General features: G+C 70.4%; 19 protein-coding genes. 7 read left to right on the forward strand and 12 right to left on the reverse strand.

The annotated features are described in order from the left end of the window. Positions 1-86: 86 nt before the first annotated feature. The 3 genes from ACE3UA_RS03985 (at position 87) to ACE3UA_RS03995 (ending at position 3,206) form a co-directional block, all read left to right on the forward strand. Positions 87-623 (forward strand): RNA polymerase sigma factor, encoded by a 537-nt coding sequence (locus tag ACE3UA_RS03985; protein ID WP_374642749.1) that lies wholly within the window; start codon positions 87-89, stop codon positions 621-623. After that, positions 620-2,719, forward strand: coding sequence for a von Willebrand factor type A domain-containing protein (locus ACE3UA_RS03990; RefSeq protein WP_374642751.1), 2,100 nt, complete (start codon positions 620-622; stop codon positions 2,717-2,719). Before ACE3UA_RS03985 ends, ACE3UA_RS03990 begins: the two co-directional genes overlap by 4 nt. Positions 2,720-2,840: 121 nt before the next feature. Then, positions 2,841-3,206, forward strand: a complete 366-nt coding sequence (locus ACE3UA_RS03995) for a hypothetical protein (protein ID WP_374642753.1) — start codon at positions 2,841-2,843, stop codon at positions 3,204-3,206. A gap of 58 nt (positions 3,207-3,264) precedes the next feature. On the opposite strand, the gene ACE3UA_RS04000 is transcribed toward ACE3UA_RS03995, so the two are convergent. From ACE3UA_RS04000 to ACE3UA_RS04025, 6 genes are all read right to left on the reverse strand, one after another. Next, positions 3,265-3,735: an Hsp20 family protein gene (locus ACE3UA_RS04000; protein ID WP_374642755.1), complete on the reverse strand. Its 471-nt coding sequence runs from the start codon at positions 3,733-3,735 to the stop codon at positions 3,265-3,267. A gap of 125 nt (positions 3,736-3,860) precedes the next feature. Next, positions 3,861-4,670, reverse strand: a complete 810-nt coding sequence (locus ACE3UA_RS04005) for a serine protease (protein ID WP_374642757.1) — start codon at positions 4,668-4,670, stop codon at positions 3,861-3,863. Next, a complete protein-coding gene (locus ACE3UA_RS04010; RefSeq protein WP_374642759.1) occupies positions 4,667-5,476 on the reverse strand; it encodes a serine protease in 810 nt (269 codons plus the stop codon). The genes ACE3UA_RS04005 and ACE3UA_RS04010 overlap by 4 nt, the downstream gene beginning before the upstream one ends. Before the next feature lie 184 nt (positions 5,477-5,660). Beyond that, a complete protein-coding gene (glcF, locus tag ACE3UA_RS04015) occupies positions 5,661-6,944 on the reverse strand; it encodes a glycolate oxidase subunit GlcF (protein ID WP_374642761.1) in 1,284 nt (427 codons plus the stop codon). After that, positions 6,944-8,026 carry an FAD-binding protein gene (locus ACE3UA_RS04020; protein ID WP_374642763.1) on the reverse strand — a complete coding sequence of 361 codons (1,083 nt, stop codon included), beginning with the start codon at positions 8,024-8,026 and terminating at the stop codon, positions 6,944-6,946. Before ACE3UA_RS04020 ends, glcF begins: the two co-directional genes overlap by 1 nt. Positions 8,027-8,074: 48 nt before the next feature. Further along, complete coding sequence (locus ACE3UA_RS04025; protein WP_374642765.1) at positions 8,075-9,508, reverse strand: FAD-linked oxidase C-terminal domain-containing protein; 1,434 nt, start codon at positions 9,506-9,508, stop codon at positions 8,075-8,077. Between the two features lie 105 nt (positions 9,509-9,613). Here ACE3UA_RS04025 and ACE3UA_RS04030 point away from each other — a divergent pair, with 105 nt between their 5' ends. Then, complete coding sequence (locus ACE3UA_RS04030; RefSeq protein ID WP_374642767.1) at positions 9,614-10,300, forward strand: DUF599 domain-containing protein; 687 nt, start codon at positions 9,614-9,616, stop codon at positions 10,298-10,300. Here the strand turns inward: ACE3UA_RS04030 and ACE3UA_RS04035 are convergent. The 5 genes from ACE3UA_RS04035 to ACE3UA_RS04055 form a co-directional block, all read right to left on the reverse strand. Next, positions 10,268-11,518 carry a flavin monoamine oxidase family protein gene (locus tag ACE3UA_RS04035; RefSeq protein ID WP_374642769.1) on the reverse strand — a complete coding sequence of 417 codons (1,251 nt, stop codon included), beginning with the start codon at positions 11,516-11,518 and terminating at the stop codon, positions 10,268-10,270. The genes ACE3UA_RS04030 and ACE3UA_RS04035 overlap by 33 nt on opposite strands. A 97-nt stretch (positions 11,519-11,615) precedes the next feature. Beyond that, positions 11,616-13,685: a hypothetical protein gene (locus ACE3UA_RS04040; protein ID WP_374642771.1), complete on the reverse strand. Its 2,070-nt coding sequence runs from the start codon at positions 13,683-13,685 to the stop codon at positions 11,616-11,618. After that, positions 13,682-16,453, reverse strand: coding sequence for a DUF4159 domain-containing protein (locus ACE3UA_RS04045; RefSeq protein WP_374642773.1), 2,772 nt, complete (start codon positions 16,451-16,453; stop codon positions 13,682-13,684). The genes ACE3UA_RS04040 and ACE3UA_RS04045 overlap by 4 nt, the downstream gene beginning before the upstream one ends. Beyond that, positions 16,454-17,326 carry a DUF58 domain-containing protein gene (locus tag ACE3UA_RS04050; RefSeq protein WP_374642775.1) on the reverse strand — a complete coding sequence of 291 codons (873 nt, stop codon included), beginning with the start codon at positions 17,324-17,326 and terminating at the stop codon, positions 16,454-16,456. It lies immediately after the preceding gene. Further along, a complete protein-coding gene (locus tag ACE3UA_RS04055; protein WP_374642777.1) occupies positions 17,323-18,327 on the reverse strand; it encodes an AAA family ATPase in 1,005 nt (334 codons plus the stop codon). The genes ACE3UA_RS04050 and ACE3UA_RS04055 overlap by 4 nt, the downstream gene beginning before the upstream one ends. Before the next feature lie 245 nt (positions 18,328-18,572). Here ACE3UA_RS04055 and ACE3UA_RS04060 point away from each other — a divergent pair, with 245 nt between their 5' ends. From ACE3UA_RS04060 to ACE3UA_RS04070, 3 genes are all read left to right on the forward strand, one after another. Then, positions 18,573-19,145, forward strand: a complete 573-nt coding sequence (locus ACE3UA_RS04060) for a DUF1285 domain-containing protein (RefSeq protein ID WP_374642779.1) — start codon at positions 18,573-18,575, stop codon at positions 19,143-19,145. Between the two features lie 6 nt (positions 19,146-19,151). Next, positions 19,152-19,928, forward strand: a complete 777-nt coding sequence (locus ACE3UA_RS04065; protein WP_374642781.1) for a hydroxypyruvate isomerase family protein — start codon at positions 19,152-19,154, stop codon at positions 19,926-19,928. 123 nt (positions 19,929-20,051) lie between these two features. After that, positions 20,052-20,237, forward strand: coding sequence for a zinc-finger domain-containing protein (locus tag ACE3UA_RS04070; protein ID WP_197642629.1), 186 nt, complete (start codon positions 20,052-20,054; stop codon positions 20,235-20,237). An 11-nt stretch (positions 20,238-20,248) separates the two neighbouring features. Here ACE3UA_RS04070 and ACE3UA_RS04075 read toward each other — a convergent pair whose 3' ends face one another. After that, complete coding sequence (locus ACE3UA_RS04075; RefSeq protein WP_374642784.1) at positions 20,249-21,067, reverse strand: sulfotransferase family protein; 819 nt, start codon at positions 21,065-21,067, stop codon at positions 20,249-20,251. Positions 21,068-21,072 lie beyond the last annotated feature (5 nt).

The following is a 21,072-nucleotide window of genomic DNA, read 5'->3' on the forward strand; positions in this document are numbered from 1 at the left end:
CCGGGGGGTTTTTTGTCCGGGGTCGGGATTTCCGGGCCCGGCCCAAGGATTGCGGGGACGGTTGCGTCACAGCTAACGTGATGCAGATGGACAGGTCCGACGAGATGCTTGCGACTGCCGCCGCCCAGGGCGACCGGGCGGCCTTTGCCGCGCTGGTCGGGCGGCATTACGACCGTATCCATGGTCTTGCCTGGCGGCTGACCGGGGCGAAGGATCAGGCCGAAGATCTGGCGCAGGACATCTGCGCCGCCCTGCCAGCAAAGCTGCGGAACTGGCGGGGCGAGGCGCGGTTCACCACCTGGCTTTACCGGGTGGTGGTGAACGCCGCGCATGACCTGCGGCGGCGGCAGGCCACGCGCTCCCGGGCTTCGCAGGGCTGGGGCGACTGGGAGATCGCGCGGCAGGACGAGATCGCTGTGCAGGCCGAGGCCGCCGGCTGGCTGGCGCAGGCGATGACGCAGCTTTCGCCGGAATTGCGTGATACGGTCGCCTTGGTCTTGGGCGAGGAAATGACCCAGGCCGAGGCGGGGGTGGTGCTGGGCGTCTCCGAGGGGACGATCGCCTGGCGGATGAGCGAAGTGAAGAAGCGCCTGCGGGCCATGGCGAAGGAGGAGGCGAAATGAGCGACGAGCTTGACGACCTTCGCGCCGCCTTGAAGGCGGCCCCTGCCCCGGATGGGGATGCCAAGGCGCGGGCGATGGCGCTGGCGGTGGAAAATTTCGACCGACTGCACGATCCGCTCCAAGGATCGCAGGACGCGTCACGTTCCAGTGAGGACCGCAGCAAAGCGGCCCCCCTGAACGGAGTACGTCGCATGTTCCACTATCTGACCTCCCGCCCGGCCCTTGCCGCCACCACCTCGGTCGCGGCGCTGATCATCGGTGTCGCGGTGATCCTGCCGGTGGCCGACCTGCGCATCGGCAAGCCGACCGTGGTCGCCCCGAGACCCGAGCCGGCGGCCGAAACCGCCGACGCCAACGCCACGTCGACTCCGCCCGCGGGTGCCGAGGCCGTGGTCGCGACCGGCGACGATGCCGCTGCGCCGAAGCCGGAAGCCAAGGCAGTGGCGGTCGATGAACTGGCCCGGTCGGCCGAGAGCGACGACGCCGCCTCTGTCACCGTGGCCGAGGCGGAGCCGATGGTTGAGGCGCCGATGCCGGAGCAGGCCGAAGCGGCCCTGCCCGCCGCCCCGGTGGAGGGCATGATCGCCGACAGCGAAACCCGGCGGCGGGCCGAGGCCCCGGCTGGTGCGGGCGGCGCGATGGGCTATGTCGCCGCCCCCGCCACTTCCCTCGCCGCCGAACCCGAGTTGATGCCGCCGCCGGTCGAGAACACCGAGGCCTATTCCAACGAGGCCCCGAACCCGGTGAAGGTGACGGCGGAGGAGCCGGTCTCGACCTTCTCGATCGACGTGGATACCGCCTCTTATGCGGTGGTGCGGTCCTCCTTGACCGGGGGCTACCTGCCGACGCCGGATCAGGTGCGGGTCGAGGAGATGGTGAACTATTTCCCCTATGCCTATGCGGCGCCGGAGGGGGATGCCGCCTTTGCCTCGACCGTTTCGGTGATGCCGACGCCCTGGAACCCCGGCACGCGGCTTGTCACCATCGGCATCCAGGGCGCGCTGCCGGAAGTGACCGCGCGGCCGCCGCTGAACCTGGTGTTCCTGATCGACACCTCCGGCTCGATGGAGGATGCCAACAAGCTGCCGCTCTTGAAGCAGTCGCTGTCGCTGATGCTGGCGGAACTGCGGCCGGAGGATCAGGTGTCGATCGTGACCTATGCCGGTTCGGCGGGTCTGGTGCTGCCGCCGACGGCGGCGCAGGACCGGGCGGCGATCATGGCCTCCTTGGACAACCTTGCCGCCGGTGGCTCCACCGCCGGGGCCGAGGGGCTGGAACTGGCCTATCAGGTGGCCGAGGGGATGAAGGCCGAGGGCGAGGTCACGCGGATCTTGCTGGCCACCGATGGCGACTTCAACGTGGGCATCGACGACCCCGAGGGGCTGGAATCTTACGTCGCGAAGAAGCGCGAGACGGGGACTTACCTCTCGGTGCTGGGCTTCGGGCGCGGCAATCTGGATGACGCGATCATGCAGGCGCTGGCGCAGAACGGGAACGGGACGGCGGCCTATATCGACACATTGTCCGAGGCGCGGAAGGTGCTGGTCGACCAGTTGACCGGGGCTTTGTTCCCGATTGCGGATGACGTGAAGATCCAGGTCGAATGGAACCCGGCCACCGTCGCGGAATACCGGCTGATCGGCTATGAGACCCGCAGCCTCCGGCGCGAGGATTTCAACAACGACAAGGTCGACGCGGGCGAGATCGGCGCGGGGACGCAGGTGACGGCGATCTACGAGGTGACGGCGCCGGGGTCCAACGCGCTGCTGAACGACCCGCTGCGCTATGGCGCGGCCCCGGCGGAGGGGACGGCGGGCGAGCTTGGCTTCCTGCGGCTGCGCTGGAAGGCGCCGGGTGAAGATAGCTCGACGCTGGTGGAAACGCCGATCACCGGGACGGAGGCGGCCAGCACGGAAACCCGCTTTGCCGCCGCCATCGCCGGCTTCGGGCAGCTTCTGCAAGGCTCGGTCTACCTGGGCGACTGGGGCTGGGACGAGGCGATCGCGCTGGCACAGGCAAACCGGGGCGAGGACGGCTTCGGCTACCGGGCCGAGGCGGTGAACCTGATGCGGCTGGCGCAGGCGCTGGATCGCTGATCACTTGCGCGTGAAAGCGGGGCCGGGACGGGGCGAAAACCGCCCGGCCGCGTTGTTGCGCCGGGAGGCCGCCCCGGCCCCCTGCCCGGCTTCCGGCCCGCGAAGCCTATGGGAGGTTCCCATGACCCGATTTCCCGCTCTTGCCCTTTCACTGGCCCTTCTGGCCGCCCCGGCCCTTGCCGAAGTCACGGCCGTGGTCGAGAAGGACGGCATCCTGACCGATGCCAATGGCATGACGCTTTATACCTATGACGAGGACAAGGACGGCATGTCGTCCTGCTATGATCAGTGCGCCGCGAACTGGCCGCCGCTGGCCGCCGCCGCCGACGCGGCGGCAGAGGGCGACTACGGCCTGACCGACCGCACCGATGGCACGAAGCAATGGACCTACAAGCAGATGCCGCTCTATCTCTGGGTCAAGGACGCAAAGCCGGGCGACATGACCGGCGACGGTGTCAACGGCGTCTGGCACGTTGCCAAACCCTGAACGGACAAAGGGCGCGCCGGAGGTCCGGCGCGCCCGATGAACATCCCGAAAGGGCGGATCAGTTGACCGTTTCGGCCTTGGCTTCCAGCACCGGGGTGGTGTCGTTCGCGCGGGCGATCTCGATCCGGCGCGGTTTCAGCGCCTCGGGCGTCTCGCGGAGGAGATCGACATGCAGCATCCCGTGCTCATGCACCGCGCCCGCGACGCGGACGTGATCGGCAAGGGCGAAGCGGCGCTCGAAGGCGCGGGTGGCGATGCCGCGGTGCAGGTAGACGCGCCCGGTTTCGTCGGCGGCCTTGCGGGCCGAGACATGCAGGTTGCCGTCCTTGACCTCGACGCTCAGTTCCTCCGGCGCGAAACCGGCAACGGCGATCGAGATGCGATAGGCATCCTCGGCGGTCTTTTCGATGTTGTAGGGCGGATAGGTCGGCTGGGTGCCGTCACTGGAAAGAACACGGTCCATCATGTCGGCGATACGGTCGAAGCCGACGGTGGCACGGTAAAGCGGCGCGAAATCAAGGCTGCGCATTGTCATCCTCCTGGAAGCGATGTCAGGGGCCTTCCCTTTGCGGGGGCAAGGCAGGTTTCTCCGGGCCCGTCATGGCACCCGGATGCGACTGAGGTAGGAAGCGGAAAACGGCCTTTCAAGACCCGTCAGGGTGTGACGAAGCGGGCGCCGGTCCCGTCCTTGCCGCTGCCGGGGAAGATGCGCTTGCCCGCCTTGCGCTCGGGCCCCGGGGCGGCAACGCTGGTCGCCCGTCCGGCGCGCAACTCGGCCTTGAGCGCCGCGACGCGCGAGGGCAGTTCCATCCCGATGGCGACGCGCCGTCCCTGCACCACGCCGCCGGAGGAGATGATCGACACGATCTTCGCCCGGTAATGCGAGCGGTCCAGCACCGGCGCGCCCGAGGAGCCGTGGTCCACGTCGCAATCGAAGACGATCAGCGCCCCCTGCCGGTCAAGCGCATGGCAGAGCGGCTGCCAGGACAGCGCCGTCTCGCGCCCGGCGGCATAGGAGACGACGCTGACCTCGTCGCCCGTGCCGGGCAGGGCCACGGAAAAGGGCGAGATCAGGCCGGTCGGGATCGGCGTCGCCAGTTCCAGCAGCGCCACGTCCAGTTCCAGTTCTGCCGCCGGGGCCGGATCGCGGGCGGTGAAGCCGGGATTGACCACGGTGCGCAGGACGGCGGATTCGGCCAGCGCCACCCCCTCGGCCAGGCCGGCGCGGAAGGTGATGGTTTCGGCGGGAACCGGGGTTCCGTCGTCGCGCAGCACGCAGTGGCCGGCCGTCAAGACCAGATCCGGCGCGATCAGCGCCCCGGTGCAGAAGCCGCCTTCGGCAAGATCGACCCGGCCCACCGGCTCGAACCCGCGCAGATCCTCGCGCGTGGTCAGCCGGTCCAGACCGTCCTGCGCAAGGGCGGGCGGGGCCAGCAGCAGCAGGGCCAGAAGCAGACCCCTCATGGCCGGACGAACTTTGCCCCGGCCCCCTGCCCGCCCGAGAGCATCCTTACCGTTCCGACCCCGGCGCTGCCCTGCGCCTTGCTTTCGGCCAGCGCGCTGCGCAGCCGGTCCAGGGGTTCGGCCAGCGGCACGGCCAGGGCGACCTTCCGCCCGTCGATCTCGGCCTTGGCCGAGATCACCGAGACCACCCGCGCCACCCCGTCGCCAAGCGAGAAGACCGGCGAGCCGGAAGAGCCGAAATCGACGTCGCAGGTCAGGATCAGCGCCTCGGGCCGTTCGGCCAGCACCGCGCAGACCTTCTGGATCGAGGGCGCCTCCTCGCGGCCCTGGGCATAGGAGACGACGCCGACCTTGTCGCCCTCGACCGGGGTGGCGCCGGTCTCGAACGGGGTGAGCGAGGGCAGGCGGATCGGCTGGGCGAGTTCCAGCAGCGCCAGGTCGACCGAGACCCGCTCCAGCTGGTCGTCCGGGACGTAGCGGTAGTCGGGATGGGTGACGGCGCGGGCGACGGTGCGGTAGGCGATGGCGCGGCCGTTGCGGAACCCGGCCTGGAATTCGATCTCCTCGGCGCGCATCTGCACGCCGGTGCTGCGGTCGTAAAGGCAATGGGCGGCGGTCAGGACGAGCTGCGGCGCGATCAGCGCGCCGGTGCAAAAGCCGTGATCACCCAGGACCAGCTTGCCGACCGCATCCCAGCCGCGGGCGTCGTCGGCGGTCTGGAGGCTGACGATCGCCGTCTCCTGCGCCGCCGTCCGGCCGGAGAGGACCAGCGCCAGCGCGACCAGCACGGGACCAAGATGACGCATCGCTTCCCCCTGTTCGCGCCCAGTTTGGCGCTCTTTTGGCCCGTCGCGCAAGAGCGGAGCGGGCCGGGGCGCGGGAAGCATCGGATCGGTCGGGCGGCTGGGGTGCGGGACCGGCTGGATATTCAGAACAATTCCATCGGCTCTTGCCGCCAGTTTGTGGCTTGAAATGTCAGTTCCCGAACATTCAGCCCAAAGCGCGCGGCCTTGGCCCGCCGGTCGCCCAGTCCAGCAGTTCCACCGTATGCACCACCGGCACCCCGGTGCCGGAGCCGATCTGCATCATGCAGCCGATATTGCCCGCCGCGATCACCTGCGGGGATTTCGCCTCCAGCGTGGCGACCTTGCGGCGCTTCAGCTCGGCGCTGAGTTCGGGTTGCAGAAGGTTGTAGGTCCCCGCGCTGCCGCAGCAGAGATGGCTGTCGGCGGGCTCCACCACCTCGAACCCCGCCCGTTTCAGAAGATCCTTCGGCGCGGCCTTGATCTGCTGGCCGTGCTGGAGCGAGCAGGCGGCGTGATAGGCGACGCGCAGGCCCCTGGGCGCGCCTTCGGGCAGGCCGATCCAGGCCAGAAGCTCGCTCACGTCCTTGGCCAGCCCGGAGACGGTGGCCGCATCCGTGGCCAGCGCGTCATTGCGGAACATGTGGCCGTAGTCCTTGACCGTGGTGCCGCAGCCGGAGGTGTTGATGACGATGGCATCCAGGCCCCCGGCCCGCTTCTCGGCCATGAAGGCGCGGATGCTGGCGGCGGCGCTGGAATGGGACAGGTCCTGCATCCCCATGTGATGCGTCAGCGCCCCGCAGCAGCCGGCGCCCCTGGCGACGACGACCTCGCAGCCGAGACGGCGCAGGAGGCGGATGGTCGCGTCGTTGATGTCGGTGTTCAGCGCCTTCTGCGCGCAGCCGGTCATCAGCGCGACCCGCAGCCGCCGTTCGCCCTGGGCGGGAAAGACCTGCGGATCGTCGTTGCGGCTGACCGGCGGGATCTGCTTCGGCGCCAGCGCCAGCATGGCGCGAAGCCGGGCATCCGGCAGGAAGCGCGCGAAGGGTCTCGCCAGCCGGGCCCCGAAGAGCGCCAGCCGGAAGCGGCCCGGATAGGGGATCACCCGCGCCAGCACCGCCCGCAAGGCGCGGTCCATGAAGGGCCGGCGGTAGGTCTTTTCGATATGGGCGCGGGCGTGGTCCACCAGATGCATGTAGTGGACGCCGCTCGGGCAGGTGGTCATGCAGGCGAGGCAGGAGAGGCAGCGGTCGATGTGCTTGACCGTCCTGGCGTCGGCCGGGCGGCCCGCTTCCAGCATGTCCTTGATCAGGTAGATGCGGCCCCGCGGGCTGTCCAGCTCGTCGCCCAGCACCTGGTAGGTCGGGCAGGTCGCGGTGCAGAAGCCGCAATGGACGCAGGCGCGCAGGATCTCGTTCGCGCGGGCGATGCCGGGGTCGGCCAGTTGCTCGGGGGTGAAATTCGTCTGCATCAGCCCTTCATCCCCCGGTTCAGGATCCCGCGCGGGTCGAACCTCGCCTTCAGCCCGGCGACCAGCGCCGCCACCTCGGGCGCTTCCGGCGGGAAGACCGGCCCGCCCTCGCCCCGCACCAGCGTCGCGTGGCCGCGTCCGGCCAGGGTCGCGGCGACCTCCGCCCCGCGGCCATGCTCGACCAGAAGCCAGATCAGCCCGCCGCCCCAATCCCAGAGCGCCTGCCCCTCCAGCCGCGCGACCACTTCGGCGGCAAGCGTGGGGAGGGTCGCGATGCGCCAGACCTCGCCCGGCTTGCCGTGGAAGGGCGCCACGTCCCGCACCTCGCGCCAGAGCGCGGCGGAGGCGGCGTCCTCGGCCACCGTCGCCTCGCCGCCGAGAAGCGCGCGCAACCGGCCCAGCCGGTAGGCGACGGAGCCGGCCATCCCCTCGACCCGGACCAGGCTGCGCCCGGAATGCCGCGCCGCGCCCGAGACGTCGAAGGGCGAGCCGAGCGCCCGGCGCAGCGCCGCCAGCCCGGCCTCGCGGTCCAGCCCCTCGATCACCAGCGTCGCCTCGGCCTCGGGCAGGGCCTGGACCTTGAAACTGACCTCGGAGAGGACGCCCAGCGTGCCCCGGCTGCCTGCGAGAAGCTTCACCAGGTCATAGCCGGTGACGTTCTTCATCACCCGGCCGCCGTTCTTCACTACCGTCCCCGCGCCATCGACAAAGCGCACCCCGAGCGCGGCGTCCCGCGCCGCGCCCGCCTGCACCCGGCGCGGGCCGGAGGCATTGGCGGCCAGCACGCCGCCGATGGTCGAGACCCCCTCGCGCCCCAGAAGGCCGCGCAGGTCCGGCGGCTCGAAGGCCAGCCGCTGCCGTTCCGCCGCCAGCACCCGGTCCACCTCGGCCAGCGGGGTGCCTGCCCGCACCACCAGCGTCAGCGCGCCCGGCTCGTACAGCTCCACCCCCGCCAGGCCGCCGGTCTCCAGCACCTCGCCCACGGCATGGCCAAGGGTCCGGGTGCCGCCGCCGCGCAGCAGAAGCGGGGTCCTGGTCCCCGCGATGGCCTCAGCCAGTTCCGTCTCGGTCTTTGGTCGCATCATTCCATCCTGGGCCCCAAGAATATTCGCCGATAATTCCTGGGGCGGTCATCCGGGGCGTCGGTTCGCGCTTGCCTCCAGCGGGAAGACCTTCGCCGGGTTCAAGAGCCATTTCGGGTCGAACACATCCTTCACCCGCATCTGCGCCTCCATGTCGGCGGGGGCGAACTGCACCGCCATCAGGTCGCGCTTCTCGATCCCCACCCCATGCTCGCCGGTGAGACACCCGCCGACCTCGACGCAAAGCTTCAGGATCTCGGCCCCGAAGGCCTCGCAGCGTTCCAGGTCGCCGGGCCGGTTGGCGTCGAACAGGATGAGGGGGTGCATGTTGCCGTCGCCGGCGTGGAAGACATTGCCGACATCCAGGCCGAAGTCGCGGCTCATCTCGCCGATGCGCTTCAGGACATGGGGGAGCGACGACACGGGAATCGTCCCGTCGAGGCACATGTAGTCGTTGATCTGGCCCATCGCGCCGAAGGCCGACTTGCGGCCCAGCCAGATACGGCGGGCCTGATCCTCGTCCGCCGCCTCGCGGAATTCCACCGGGTCGTGGGCCATGGCGATCTGGCGGATGCGAGAGAGTTGTTCGGCAATCTCGGCCTCCGATCCCTCGACCTCGATGATCAGCAGCGCCTCGCAATCCGGGTAGCCCGCCTTGGCAAAGGCCTCGGTGGCGCGGATGCAGGGGCGGTCCATGAATTCGATCGCCACCGGCAGGATGCCGGCGCGGATGATGTCGGCGACGCAGGCCCCGGCGACCTCGTTCGAGTTGAAGCCCACCAGCACCGGCCGCGCGCCCTCGGGTTTCGGCAGGATGCGGAGCCAGGCCTCGGTGACGACACCCAGCTGGCCCTCGGAGCCGCAGACCACGCCCAGAAGGTCGATGCCGGAAGGCTCGCCCCAGGGTCCGCCCAGGGTGACCACGGTGCCGTCCATCTGCACCAGCGTCACGCCCAGAAGGTTGTTCGTCGTCACCCCGTATTTCAGGCAATGCGCCCCGCCCGAGTTCATCGCGATATTCCCGGCAATCGCGCAGGCAAGCTGGCTGGAGGGGTCGGGGGCGTAGAAGAACCCCTCCGCCTCGACCGCGCCACTTACCGACAGGTTGGTGCGCCCCGACTGCACCCGGATGAAGCGGTTCTCGTAGTCGGTCTCCAGCACCGCGTTCATGCGCGCGACCCCAAGGATCACGCTGTCGGCCGTCGGCATCGCCCCCCCCGCCAGGCTGGTGCCCGAGCCGCGCGGCACCACCGGCACCCCCTCCTCCCAGCAGGTGCGCAGCACGGCCGAGACCTCGGCCGTCGAGCGTGGCAGGACGGCGGCCAGCGGCGGGCAGCGGTAGGCGGTCAGCGCGTCGCATTCGTAGGCGCGCAACTCCTCGGGCGCGTCGATCACCGCGTCGGGGGGCAGGACGGCGCGCAGAAGCGCCACGATCCGCGCCTTGCGGGCGAGCACGCCCTGATCCGGCCTTGGCATCTGCATCGGCAAGCCCCCTGATGATTGGTAAGATAATATAACCAATCGCCCAGATCACAAGCCGGAATCGATCCGCTTCCCAAAGCGCCGCCGCCCGCCTAACCTGTGGCCATGCTGCCCTTCGGTCCCCTTCCGCTGCTCGACGCCGCCGCGCTTGGCTATCTCGTGGCAGCCTGGTTCCTGGCGAGCTGGCTGATCGAAAGCCCGCCGCGCCGCCATCCCTCCGTCTCGCTGATCATGCAGGACTACCGGCGCGACTGGATGCGGACCTTCGTCACCCGCCAGCCCCGGATCTTCGACGCCACGCTGATCGACTCGCTGCGGCAGGGGACGGCCTTCTTCGCCTCGGCCTCGATGATCGCGATCGGCGGCGGGGTGGCGCTGATCGGCAATGCGGGGGCGGTGCAGCGGCTGGCGGGCGACCTGCCGCTGGCGGGGACCGGGCCGGACCTTGCGCTGCGGATGCTGCCGGTGATCGGCTTCCTGGCCAATGCGCTTCTGAAATTTGTCTGGGCGCATCGCCTTTTCGGCTATTGCTCGATCCTGATGGCCGCCGTGCCGAACGACCCCGCCGATCCCGTCGCCTTCCACCGCGCCGGACAGGCGGCCGAGATCAACATCACCGCGGCGAGAAGCTTCAACCGGGGCCTGCGGTCGATCTATTTCGCGCTGGCGGCGCTTGGCTGGCTGCTGGGTCCCTGGGGCCTGATCATCGGCAACACGCTGGCGACCGGCGTCCTGTTGCGGCGCGAATTCGCCAGCCAGTCACGCCGCGTCATCCTGATGCGAGAGCCATAGCGCCACCTTCCCCGCCACCGCCTCGCCCGACAGCCGCGCCCCGCCGGCGGTCTGCTTCAGGCCCCCGGCCAGGGCCTCGCCGGCGAACCAGATCCGCTCGCCCACCGGGCGCGACAGGACCTCCCGCGCATGGGCCTTTCCGGGCCGGGCGGCGGCATAGGCGCCCCGGACATGGCGCTCGGCGCTCCAGTTCGTCATCGCGCCGCCGGTCACCGCCTTTCGCGCCGAGGCGCCGAAGACCTCCACCAGCCGGTCGGTGACGAAATCCACCGCCGCCGCGCGGCCCGCCGCCTCCATCTCCCAGGCGAAATCGCCGCCGACGAAGCCGACCATCAGGTCGAGGTCGAAGGGAAAGGCGAGGAAATAGAGGTCGTGCCGCGCGTGGCGTTCGATCAGCAGGTCGTCGAAGGGCTGCAGGCCGAGGCGGCTGCCCTCGATACGCAGCGGGATCTTGGTCAGAAGGCCCATCGGCAGGTCGAAGATCGCCTCCAGATGGCCGTCGGGCAGGTCGGGGGTGAAGGCGATCTCCTCGAAGGCCAGGACCCCGGTCGAGACCGTCACGATCGCCGCCTTCGCCCGGATCGTGCCCTTGTCGGTCACCACCTCCACCCCCGGGCCGTCCCAGCGGATGCGGCGGACCGGGGTGGCCAGCGTCACCGGCACATCGGCGCCCCAGCGGTGGATCAGCGCGCCGAAGCCTTCCTTCGTGAGGTAGTTCGGGTCCAGCTCGGCCGCGCTGCGGAAGTCGGTCACGCTGATCTCATCGTCGTCGGCGCCATAATCCATCGGCCCGGCGAAGGTCGCGCTGGCCCGAAGGCCGTGGCAGGCCTCGACCAGCGTCGACAGCCGGTCGCTCGCGCCCCGGTGCCGCTCGATGCAGGCCGCCAGCTCTGCCGCCGCCCGCACCTCGGCCGCCATTTCCGCCGCACCGGCCTTGCGCTTGCCGAACCAGAGGTGATCCAGCCCCATGTCGTGATGCCGCAGGGTCCAGCCCGCCGCCACCGCCTCGGGGAAGAAGGGGTTGCGGTCGGCGGCATGGAGCCAGGCGCAGCCGATGTCGAAGGGCACCCCGAAATCGGTCGAGGTGGTCCAGGCCCGGCCGCCGATCCGGTCCATCGCCTCCAGCACCGTGACCCGCAGGCCCTGGCCGATCAGCCGCTTCGCCGCCGCCAGCCCCGCCGCGCCCGCGCCGACGACCACCACATCCGCATCCGTCATCGCAAAATCCCGCCCTGAAATGCGGCAAGAATGGGGCGGGCGGCGATTCGAGCCAAGTGTTTCGACCGTCTTGCCCGGCGAGGCTGCGGGACGTCCCTCAGCCCGCCTTCGCCCCCTTCCTGCCCTCGACCAGCCAGGCCAGCACCGCCAGCCCCGCCGCCAGCAGCAGCCAGGCCCAGGCGGGCAGGAACGGCACCACGGTCACGTCGGTGGTGAGATAGGCCTCGCGCGGGGTCACGCCAATCCAGCCGCGGCCCAGGGCCGGGCGGCCGGAGGACACGGCGCGGATGTCCGGGAGCCCGGCCTCGATCCGCGTCACGCCGCCCCGCGTCGCCTCGGCCAGCGGCGCGAGATCGGCGCCCGAGGCGATGGTCTCGACGAATTCGCGCGGGGCGGCGGGGCCGACGGCGATGACGCGCACCAGGTCGCCCTGCTCCAGCCGGTACAGGCCCAGGGCGGGGGCCTGCCAGAGGGTCTCGTACTTGCCGGGGCTGACCTCGGGCATCCCGACCACGACCTGCGCCCCGTCCGGCCCGGTGATCGTGACCGGCCCCGGCGGTTCCTCCAGCATCGAGCGGCGGGTGATCGTCATCGCCTCGCCCGAGACGGTGGCGGTCAGGGTCTCCTCCTCCAGCTCCGGCTCTTTCAGCATCCAGTGCGCCAGCCGCCGGAGCAGTTCCAGTTGCGGCCCGCCGCCCTCATATCCCCGGCCCCAGAGCCAGGCGTGGTCCGAGGCCAGCACAGCCACCCGGCCCTGATCGACCCGGTTCAGCACCAGAAGCGGCAGGTCGCGCGGGCCGGTCATCAGCACCTGGCCCGCCAGTTGCTCGACCTCGATCGCGCGGAACCAGCGGCCCCAGCCGCCTTCGGGGGCCGCGTCCTCCAGCCCCTCGGTCACCGGATGGCGGCGGCCAAGATCGGTAAGCGCGGGACGGAAGCCTTCCTCGACCACCTGCGCGGTGGGGGCGACCGGCAGGATCTGCGCGAGGGGCGAGCGGTAGAGGCTGTCCACCGCGCCATATTCCGGCCCGGCGGCGACCAGCACGGTGCCGCCGTTCCTGACATAGTTCACCACATTCTCGATATAGGACATCGGCAGGATGCCCCGCATCCGGTAGCGGTCGAAGATGATCAGGTCGAATTCCTCGATCTTCTCGACGAACAGCTCGCGCGTCGGGAAGGCGATGAGCGACAGTTCCTCGACCGGGACGCCGTCCTGCTTTTCCGGCGGGCGCAGGATGGTGAAATGGACCAGATCGACGCTGGCATCCGATTTCAGCAGATTGCGCCATACCCTTTCGCCGGCGTGCGGCTCGCCCGAGACCAGCAGCACCCGCAGCCGGTCGCGCACGCCGTTGATCTGGATCGCGGTGGCGTTGTTGCGGTCGGTCAGCTCGCCCTCGACCGGGGCCACGCTGAATTGCAGCACGTTCACCCCGCCATGCGGCAGGGTGACTGGCAGTTCCAGATCCTCGTTCAGAGGCACGGTATAGGTGGCCGGTTCCTCGGCATCGACGCTGATGGTCAGCGCCACCTCGGTCGCGCCGGGGGGCGGGGCGCCCACGTCCTCGATGCGCAGGTCAAGGACGAACTCCTCGCCGATGATGGCGAAGGCGGGGGCGTTCTTCACCACGAGGCGGCGGTCCCAATCGTCCTCATGCCCCGTCAGCAGGACCTGCAGCGGCGCCGGCAGGTTCGGGACCAGGCCGAGGTCATGCGTGCGCCCGTCGGTGATCACGATCGCGCCCGCGACCCTTGCGCGGGGTTCCTCGGCCAGCGCCTCGGCCAGGGCGGTCAGCGCCAGGGTTCCGGCGTCCTCCTCGCCGTCGCCGAGGCGGTGGATGCGCAGTTCGGTATTCGGCAGCGCCGCAACCTCGGCCTCGACCGCCGCCACGGCGGCCGCGGTCTGCGCCCTGCGGTCGCCCAGCGACTGGCTGGCGCTTTCGTCGACGACGAGGATCACGATGTCGGACAGGCCCGCGCGTTCCTCCTCCTGCAGGGCGGGGTTGACCAGCGCGCCCAGAAGCGCGGCCAGGGCCAGCGCCCGCAGCCACCAGCCCGGAAGCCCGCGCCAGAGCGCGAGCGCCACCAGCGCCAGGGCAAGCCCGGCCAGCGCCGCGATCAGCCCCCAGCCGACCAGCGGCGCATAGGCAAGCGAGGCGTTCATTGCCCCAGCCTTTCCAGCAGGGCCGGCACATGGACCTGGTCGGATTTGTAGTTGCCGGTCAGCACATGCATGATCAGGTTGATCCCGAAGCGCCAGGCGATCTCGCGCTGCTGTTCGCCCGCCATGCCGCGGCCGACCGGCAAAAGCGGCACGCCGCCGTCATCCACCGCCCAGGCGGCCGCCCAGTCGTTGCCGCCGATCACCACCGGGGTCACGCCGTCGTTCAGGTTGCGGAAGGGCATCCCCTCGGGCGCCTCCGCCTCGGCCATGGGCGCGGCCTCGACCCAGATCGGGCCGCGCGGATGGCGGCCGGGGAAATCGTGCAGAAGATAGAAGGTGCGGGTCAGCACATGGTCGGGCGGCATCTGTTCCAGGGGCGGCACGTCCAGCCCGGCGGCGATGCGCTGCAGGGCCTGCCCTTCCGGCGTCGCCGCGCCATAGCCCGCCACATCGGCGTCGCGGGTGTCGAACAGGATCATGCCGCCGGTGCGCAGATACTGGTTCAGCTTGTCATAGGCCTTGGCCGAGGGGGTGGGCTGGTCCGCCGTCACCGGCCAGTAGAGGAAGGGGAAGAAGGCCAGTTCGTCGCGTTCGATGTCGACGCCTATCGGCAGCTGCGGCTCGACCGAGGTGCGCTGCCAGAGCTTGTCGCCAAGGCCCAGCAGCCCGGCCTGCGCGATGTCGTCCACCCTGGCGTCGCCGGTCAGCACATGCGCCAGAACGACGGCGGTCGTCGCCTCCAGCGCCAGGGCGTCGTCGGGCATCGCCTCTTGCGCGCGGGCATCGGGGGCCAGCGGCAGCAGCGCCAGGGCCAGCACCGCCACCCCGCGCCGCAGGCCGGAAAGCCGCCCCGCGAGCCAGAGCGCCGCCAGCACGTCCAGCAGCAGAAGCGCCAGCGCCGCCGTCAGGAAGGCCCCTTTCAGCGCCTGCGCCTCGGGCCGCTCCAGCCCCTCGACGGGGACCGAGGGCGGCCAGTCTGCGGGAAGAAACCGCGTCTCAGGCCCAATCACGTTCAGCGCCACCCGGCGATCCTCGCCGGCGTAAAGCCCCGGCGGCAGGGCGAGCGTCGGGCCAGCGGCGATCGCTGCGGCCAGGGCCTCGCCCGCGACGCCGCCCATCTCGCCGGCGTCCTGCGACCGGCCCCAGGCATCCAGCAGTTCCTCGGGCACCCAGGTCTGGCCCGCCAGTTCCGCCGCCCCCGGCAGCGCCGCGCGGGTCGAGACCGCCAGCCGCTCCAGCATCTGGACGAAAAGGCCGGAAAGCGGCAGCGAGGACCATTCCGCATTGGCCGTCACATGCACCAGCACCACCTGCCCGTCGCCCAGCGCCTTGCGGGTGACGAGGGGCGTCCCGTCCTCCAGCGCGGCGATGGTGCGTTCGGCAAGCTGCGGGTCGGGCTGGGCCAGCACCTGCGCCCGCACCACCACATCCGCCGGCGCCACGAGGCCGTAGAAGGGCGAGCCTTCCGCGAAGGGGGCCAGCGCCTTCGGCTCGCCCCAGCTCATCGCGCCGCCGACGGTGCGGCCGCCCTCGCGCAGGCGGACGGGGAGAAGCGGGTCCTCCTCGAAGCGGCTGATGTCCGAGGCGGCAAGGCGCGGCCCGGCGAAGCGGAGCAGGAGGCCCCCCGCCTCGACCCATTCGGTCAGGGCATCGGATTCGCCCTGTGTCAGGCGGGCGACATCGGCCAGGACCACCACATCGGGATTGGCCAGCACCACGTCCGACAGGCTGCCCTCGATCAGTTCGGCCACCGGCTCCAGCGCCTGGCGGAGGTAGTGCAGCGGCGAAAGCAGTTGCAGCCCCTCCTGGTCCGGCCCGGCGCCGATCAGCGCGACCTTGCGCCGCTTCAGGCTGTCGTCGGCCAGGCTGACCGCCCCGGCCGTCCGGGTGGCGGCGAGTTCGAAGCGTGTGATCCGGTTGCGCAATTCGGGCGGCAGGTCCAGCGTGGCCTCGGCCCGCGCCTCTCCGGCGGCGAAGGCCAGGGGCAGGCGGGCCAGTTCCCGCTCGATCCCCGAAGGGTCGGGGCCGCGCGCCAGAACCTCGAGCTGGAGCGCATCGGCGGCAGGCATCCGGCTGGCGGCCAGCACGACCTTGCCCGCGTCGAAGCGCGCCGGATGCAGGGCAAGGACGGGGCGCGGGCTTTCGATCACCCGGACGGTGCCCCGGCCCTGCAGCGCGGCCAGAAGCGCCCCGCGTCCGGGGTGGTCAAGGCCGTCGGACAGCCAGACCGTCTCGAACCTGCCCTCGGGCAGCGCCCCGGCCCAGGGCTCCATCGCCGGGGCCCAGGGCTGGGGCTCCAGCGCCGCGACCCGGCCGGTCCAGGCCTCGGCGGTCTGGAACGCCGCCGTCTCGGGGGCGTCGCTCAGCCGGACCAGCGCCAGCGGGCGCCCCGCGGCCCCGGCTTCGGCGACCAGGGCTTCGGCCTTCTCCACCCGGCGCGGCCAGTCGCGGGCATCCGCCCAGCCGCCATCGACCACGACCAGCAGCGGACCCGAGCCGGCGACCCGCGCCTCGGGGTTCAGGATCGGCCCGGCGAAGGCGACGATCGCCGCCGCCACCGCCAGCATCCGCAACAGAAGCAGCCACCAGGGCGTGCGGTCGGTCTCGGCCTCGTCATCCTTCAGGCCCAGCAGCAGCGCCACGCCGGGAAAGCGCCGCCGGATCGGCGCGGGCGGCACGGCGCGGAGGAGGAACCACAGCACCGGCAGCGCGGTCAGCGCGAGAAGGAGCCAGGGGGTCGCAAAGCCGATCGGACCAAGGGTGAACATCTACCGCCCCCCCTGCAACGCGGCATAGGCCCAGAGCAGCGCCGATTGCGCCGGCTGGCCGGTGTGATGCGTGCTGAAATGCCAGCCGACCGCGCGGCCAAGCGTGGCCAGCCGGTCCTTGCGCTCGGCCAGGCGCGAGAGGTAGCGGCTGCGCAATTCCCCGGCCTGGCGGGTCTCGTGCCGCAGGCTGCCGCCCATGGATTCAAAGATCGTGCGGCCGTCGAAGGGAAATTCCTCCTCGGCCGGGTCGAGGACCTGCAGGAGCACGCCCTTCACCCCCCGGTCGGCGGCGCGGGCCAGCCCGGCCTCGATGCCGGACAGGTCGCCCAGGAAATCCGACAGGAAGACCGCGCGGCCGTGGCTGGCCATGCCCTCGGTTTCGGGGGCGCCGTAATCCTGGGTCCCGTCCCCCGCCGCCAGCCGCGCGGCCAGCCGCAAAAGCTGGGTCCGGCCCGCGCGGGGGGCGGCAAGGCCCGCGAGGCCCACCCTCTCGCCGCCGCGCAGGAGAAGGACCGCCAGCGCCAGGCCGAGGAGCCTTGCCCGGTCGGCCTTGGCCGGGCGCGACCTGTCGCCGGTGAAGGCCATGGACCGCGAGGGGTCCACCCAGATCGTCACCGACTGCGCCGCCTGCCATTCGCGTTCGCGCACGAAATGCGCGTCCGACCGCGCGCTGCGCCGCCAGTCGATCATCCGCGCCGAATCGCCCTGATGCGCGGGTCGGTATTGCCAGAATTCATCCCCGAGCCCCGCCCGCCTGCGGCCATGCTCGCCCAGCATGACCGTGGCCGCCAGCATCTCGGCCTCGGCCAGGAGCGGCGGCAGGGTCTGCCCCAGCGCCTCGGCGCGAGACCGGAGGTCGGGGCTGGTGCTCACGCCGCCGCCTCGAGGCCCAGCACGCGGCCGGTGGTGCGGGCGATGATGCCCGAGAGCGTCTCGCCCCGGGCGCGGGCGGCGAAGCTGAGCGCCATGCGGTGTACCAGCACCGCCTGCGCCAGTTCCGCCACATCCGGGACCGAGGGCGCCAGTCGCCCGTCCAGCAGCGCGCGCGCCCGCACCGTCAGCATCAGCGCCTGCGCCGCGCGGGGGCCGGGGCCCCAGCTCAGGCTGTCGGCCAGCTCGCGCCCCTCGGGTTCGCCGGGACGGCAGGCGCGGACAAGATCCAGGATCGCCTCGACCACCTGCTCGCCCACCGGCATCCGGCGGATCACGGCCTGCGCCTTGACCAGGTCCTCGGCGGTGAAGACCTGATGCGCCTCGGCCTCCTCGGCCCCGGTGGTGGCGATCAGGATGTCGCGTTCGGTCTGGCGCGTGGGGTATTCGACATCGACCTGCACCAGGAAGCGGTCCAGCTGCGCCTCGGGCAGGGGATAGGTGCCCTCCTGCTCGATCGGGTTCTGGGTGGCGAGGACGTGGAAGGGCCGGCCGAGCGGGCGGTGCTGGCCGGCGATGGTCACTTCCTTTTCCTGCATCGCCTGCAGCAGCGCCGACTGGGTGCGGGGGCTGGCGCGGTTGATCTCGTCCGCCATCAGGAGCTGGCAGAAGATCGGCCCCTCGACGAAGCGGAACGAGCGGCTGCCGTCGGCCGCCGTCTCCAGCACCTCGGAGCCCAGGATGTCGGCGGGCATAAGGTCGGGGGTGAACTGGACGCGGTTGGCCTTCAGCCCCATCACCGTGCCCAGCGTGTCCACCAGCCGGGTCTTGCCCAGCCCCGGCAGGCCCACCAGCAGCGCATGGCCGCCGCAAAGCAGGCTGGCCAGCACCAGGTCCACCACCTTCTCCTGCCCGATGAAGCGGCGGTTGATCGAGGCCTTGGCCTGGCCCAGCGTGGCGCCCAGAGCCTCGATTTCCGCCACAAGCGCCTTGGTGTCGGCCATGCCTGATGCTCCCTTCAGGGTGATACGCGGTCAGTAAAGCGAGTTATCCCGGCGGGCACAAATGGCAAAAGGCACCTTGACACAAATGATCGTGAGAGGGTCGCCAGCATCGGGAGCCAAAATCCTTGAGCAAGGATTTTGACAGATTTCTCGCTCAGGAAATCTGGCCCCTGGCGGCCGTGCGCCGGAACCCCGGCCGCCATCCCCCGTTGCACCCGCACGAGACGCCGCTAGAGTGCGCATCCATGTCGAAACCCAGCGCAGATACGCTCGCCGCCGCCCTCAAGGCCGCCGGAACCAAGGGCCCGCCGCCCGTTCACCTGTGGAATCCGCCGTTCTGCGGCGACCTCGACATGCGCATCGCCCGGGACGGGACCTGGTTCTACCTTGGCACGCCCATCGGACGCGCGCCGCTGGTGAAGCTCTTCTCCTCGATCCTGAAGCGCGAGGGCGACGACTATTTCCTTGTCACCCCGGTCGAGAAGGTCGGGATCCGGGTCGACGACGCGCCGCTCCTGGCCATCGACTTCGACGTAGCGGGCGCGGGGCGCGACCAGATCCTGACCTTCACCACCAGGACCGAGGATGTGGCGGCGCTTGGCCCGGACCATCCCCTGCGCGTCGAGCGCGACCCGCAGAGCGGCGAGCCGTCGCCCTATATCCTGATCCGCAGCAATCTATGGGCGCTGGTGGACCGGAAATCCTTCTACCGGCTGGTCGATCTTTGTTGCCATCACGAGCATGACGGGCATAAGTGGTTCGGCCTGTGGTCCTCGGGGCAGTTCTTCCCGGTCATCCCCTCGTCGGAATTGCCCTGATCAGACATGCCCCGTTTCGCCGCCAACCTGACGCTTCTTTTCACCGAGGTTCCGATGCTTGACCGCCCCGACTGGGCGGTGCGCTCGGGCTTTGACGGGGTCGAGGTCCTGTTCCCCTATGACCAGCCGATGAGCGACTGGGAATCCGCGCTGAACGGCCTGCCGCTGGCGCTGATCAACACGCCGCCGGGCGACTGGGCCTCGGGCGACCGGGGATTTGCCGCCGTGCCGGGGATGGAACTGCGCTTCCGCGAGAGCTTCCTGCGCGCGGCGGAATATGCCACGCGGCTGAAGGCGGGGCGGGTGCATGTGATGTCGGGCGTCGCCAAGGGGCCGCAGGCGGAGCAGTGCTATGCGGAAAACCTCGTCTGGGCGCTGGCCGAGGCGCCGGGGCTGACCCTGACGGTCGAGCCCCTGAACCCCGACGACATGCCGGGCTATTTCCTGAACGACTACGATCAGGCCGCCCGCATCCTGGACGACATCGGCGATCCGCGGATCGGGCTCCAGTTCGACCTCTGGCATGCGGCGCGCCTGCATGGCGACGCGGGCGCCGTCTGGGCCGAGCACCGCCACCGGATCAACCACGTCCAGATCGCAGGCTTCCCGGCCCGGAACGAGCCGGGCGGCGGCGGCTTCTCGCTGCCCGACCTTTGCGACGAGATCGACAGCCATTGCCCCGAGGTCTGGATCGCCGCCGAATACCGCCCCGCCAGGGGAACGGCGCAGGGCCTGGGCTGGCTGGCGGCGCTGAAGTCGCGCGGGGCGCTGATCGGGGGATAGGGGCGCCGGGCTTGCCCCCCCGTCGAGGGGGTGGTTTTCGGTGCCGGGGCGGCGCTCTGTCCCTTGTGTCCGGAGGGCAGTGGCAGCTAAAAGCGGGCAGCGACAGCAGACAGGACCCGGCCCATGCGCGATGATGCCCCCGAGACCCAGATCGTTACCAGCTGGAAAGTGGCCTGCGACGGCGGCGAGGGCGCGCTTGGCCATCCGCGCGTCTGGCTGACGATCCCGGCCGACATCGGCTGGGTCGAATGCGGCTATTGCGACAAACGCTACGTCATCGACCGCGAACACGCCCACGACGATCACTGAACAGGCGCGGCTCAGTCGCCCAGCTTGGCGTGCACCTCGTCCAGGTCGACGGGGCCCTTCGGCATCTTGTTGGCGGGGTTGTCGAAGTCGTAGCGGAACAGCTGGAAGTCCCGCTTGTAGATTTCCCACATCAGATGCATCGAGAGATCGTCGAAATAGGCCTCGACCGGATGGGCGCGCTTCGGCCCGTGGCCCTCGCTTTCGTTGAAGCGCGGGATCGTCGCCAGGTCCACCGGATGCGGCACCTCGATCCCGTCCAGCACATTCTGCATCCCGGCATTGAAATCCTCGGTGAAGAAGATCCGGTCGTAGCGCCCGCCGTTGACGATGAAGGTCGAGACATGGCCCGCCATCGCCGACCAGTGGATGTCGGGCTCCATCGGCTTCTTGAAGCGGATGGTGTCGCGCGCGAAAAGAAGGAAGCGGCGGAAACTGGCGATCTGGTCGAACTCCTGCCTTCCGTCCTCGCCGCCGACCTCGACCCCGTATTTCTGGACCAGAAGCGGCACCAGATTGCCCCGGTAGCGCCTGCCGTTGCGCTGGATGCCGCAGATCTTGTCGAAGAACGAGGACAGGATCCTCGTGTAGGGGTTCCTCACGCAGGTGAAGGCCAGGGCCTTGCGGCCGCGCACCACCGCCTCGATCCGGGGCTGGCTATGCTCCTGCGCCCATTTGTGCAGGCCGGTGCTGGAATCGTGGATGTCGCCGTCGAAGAACCGGCCGTGGTCGGAATAGTACAGAATCTGCCCGATGGTCGAGCAGGCGCATTTCGGCACCACGCGGTAGACGACGCTTTCGCTTTCGGTCATCCAGGTTCCGGGGAAACCCATGCCAC

Origin of the sequence: Tabrizicola sp. (assembly GCF_041919135.1) — a bacterium.
In the GTDB taxonomy this organism is placed as follows: domain Bacteria; phylum Pseudomonadota; class Alphaproteobacteria; order Rhodobacterales; family Rhodobacteraceae; genus Tabrizicola.

Bases quoted from the DNA above. Each gene is read 5' to 3' on its own strand.
- ACE3UA_RS04055 (WP_374642777.1), bottom strand. From the start codon at position 18,327: ATGGCCGACACCAAGGCGCTTGTGGCGGAAATCGAGGCTCTGGGCGCC.
- ACE3UA_RS04020 (WP_374642763.1), bottom strand. From the start codon at position 8,026: ATGCGACCAAAGACCGAGACGGAACTGGCTGAGGCCATCGCGGGGACC.
- ACE3UA_RS04070 (WP_197642629.1), top strand. From the start codon at position 20,052: ATGCGCGATGATGCCCCCGAGACCCAGATCGTTACCAGCTGGAAAGTG.
- ACE3UA_RS04075 (WP_374642784.1), bottom strand. From the start codon at position 21,067: ATGGGTTTCCCCGGAACCTGGATGACCGAAAGCGAAAGCGTCGTCTAC.
- ACE3UA_RS04010 (WP_374642759.1), bottom strand. From the start codon at position 5,476: ATGCGTCATCTTGGTCCCGTGCTGGTCGCGCTGGCGCTGGTCCTCTCC.
- ACE3UA_RS04065 (WP_374642781.1), top strand. From the start codon at position 19,152: ATGCCCCGTTTCGCCGCCAACCTGACGCTTCTTTTCACCGAGGTTCCG.
- ACE3UA_RS04040 (WP_374642771.1), bottom strand. From the start codon at position 13,685: ATGAACGCCTCGCTTGCCTATGCGCCGCTGGTCGGCTGGGGGCTGATC.
- ACE3UA_RS03990 (WP_374642751.1), top strand. From the start codon at position 620: ATGAGCGACGAGCTTGACGACCTTCGCGCCGCCTTGAAGGCGGCCCCT.
- ACE3UA_RS04060 (WP_374642779.1), top strand. From the start codon at position 18,573: ATGTCGAAACCCAGCGCAGATACGCTCGCCGCCGCCCTCAAGGCCGCC.
- ACE3UA_RS03985 (WP_374642749.1), top strand. From the start codon at position 87: ATGGACAGGTCCGACGAGATGCTTGCGACTGCCGCCGCCCAGGGCGAC.
- glcF (WP_374642761.1), bottom strand. From the start codon at position 6,944: ATGCAGACGAATTTCACCCCCGAGCAACTGGCCGACCCCGGCATCGCC.
- ACE3UA_RS04025 (WP_374642765.1), bottom strand. From the start codon at position 9,508: ATGCAGATGCCAAGGCCGGATCAGGGCGTGCTCGCCCGCAAGGCGCGG.
- ACE3UA_RS04045 (WP_374642773.1), bottom strand. From the start codon at position 16,453: ATGTTCACCCTTGGTCCGATCGGCTTTGCGACCCCCTGGCTCCTTCTC.
- ACE3UA_RS03995 (WP_374642753.1), top strand. From the start codon at position 2,841: ATGACCCGATTTCCCGCTCTTGCCCTTTCACTGGCCCTTCTGGCCGCC.
- ACE3UA_RS04005 (WP_374642757.1), bottom strand. From the start codon at position 4,670: ATGAGGGGTCTGCTTCTGGCCCTGCTGCTGCTGGCCCCGCCCGCCCTT.
- ACE3UA_RS04035 (WP_374642769.1), bottom strand. From the start codon at position 11,518: ATGACGGATGCGGATGTGGTGGTCGTCGGCGCGGGCGCGGCGGGGCTG.
- ACE3UA_RS04000 (WP_374642755.1), bottom strand. From the start codon at position 3,735: ATGCGCAGCCTTGATTTCGCGCCGCTTTACCGTGCCACCGTCGGCTTC.
- ACE3UA_RS04030 (WP_374642767.1), top strand. From the start codon at position 9,614: ATGCTGCCCTTCGGTCCCCTTCCGCTGCTCGACGCCGCCGCGCTTGGC.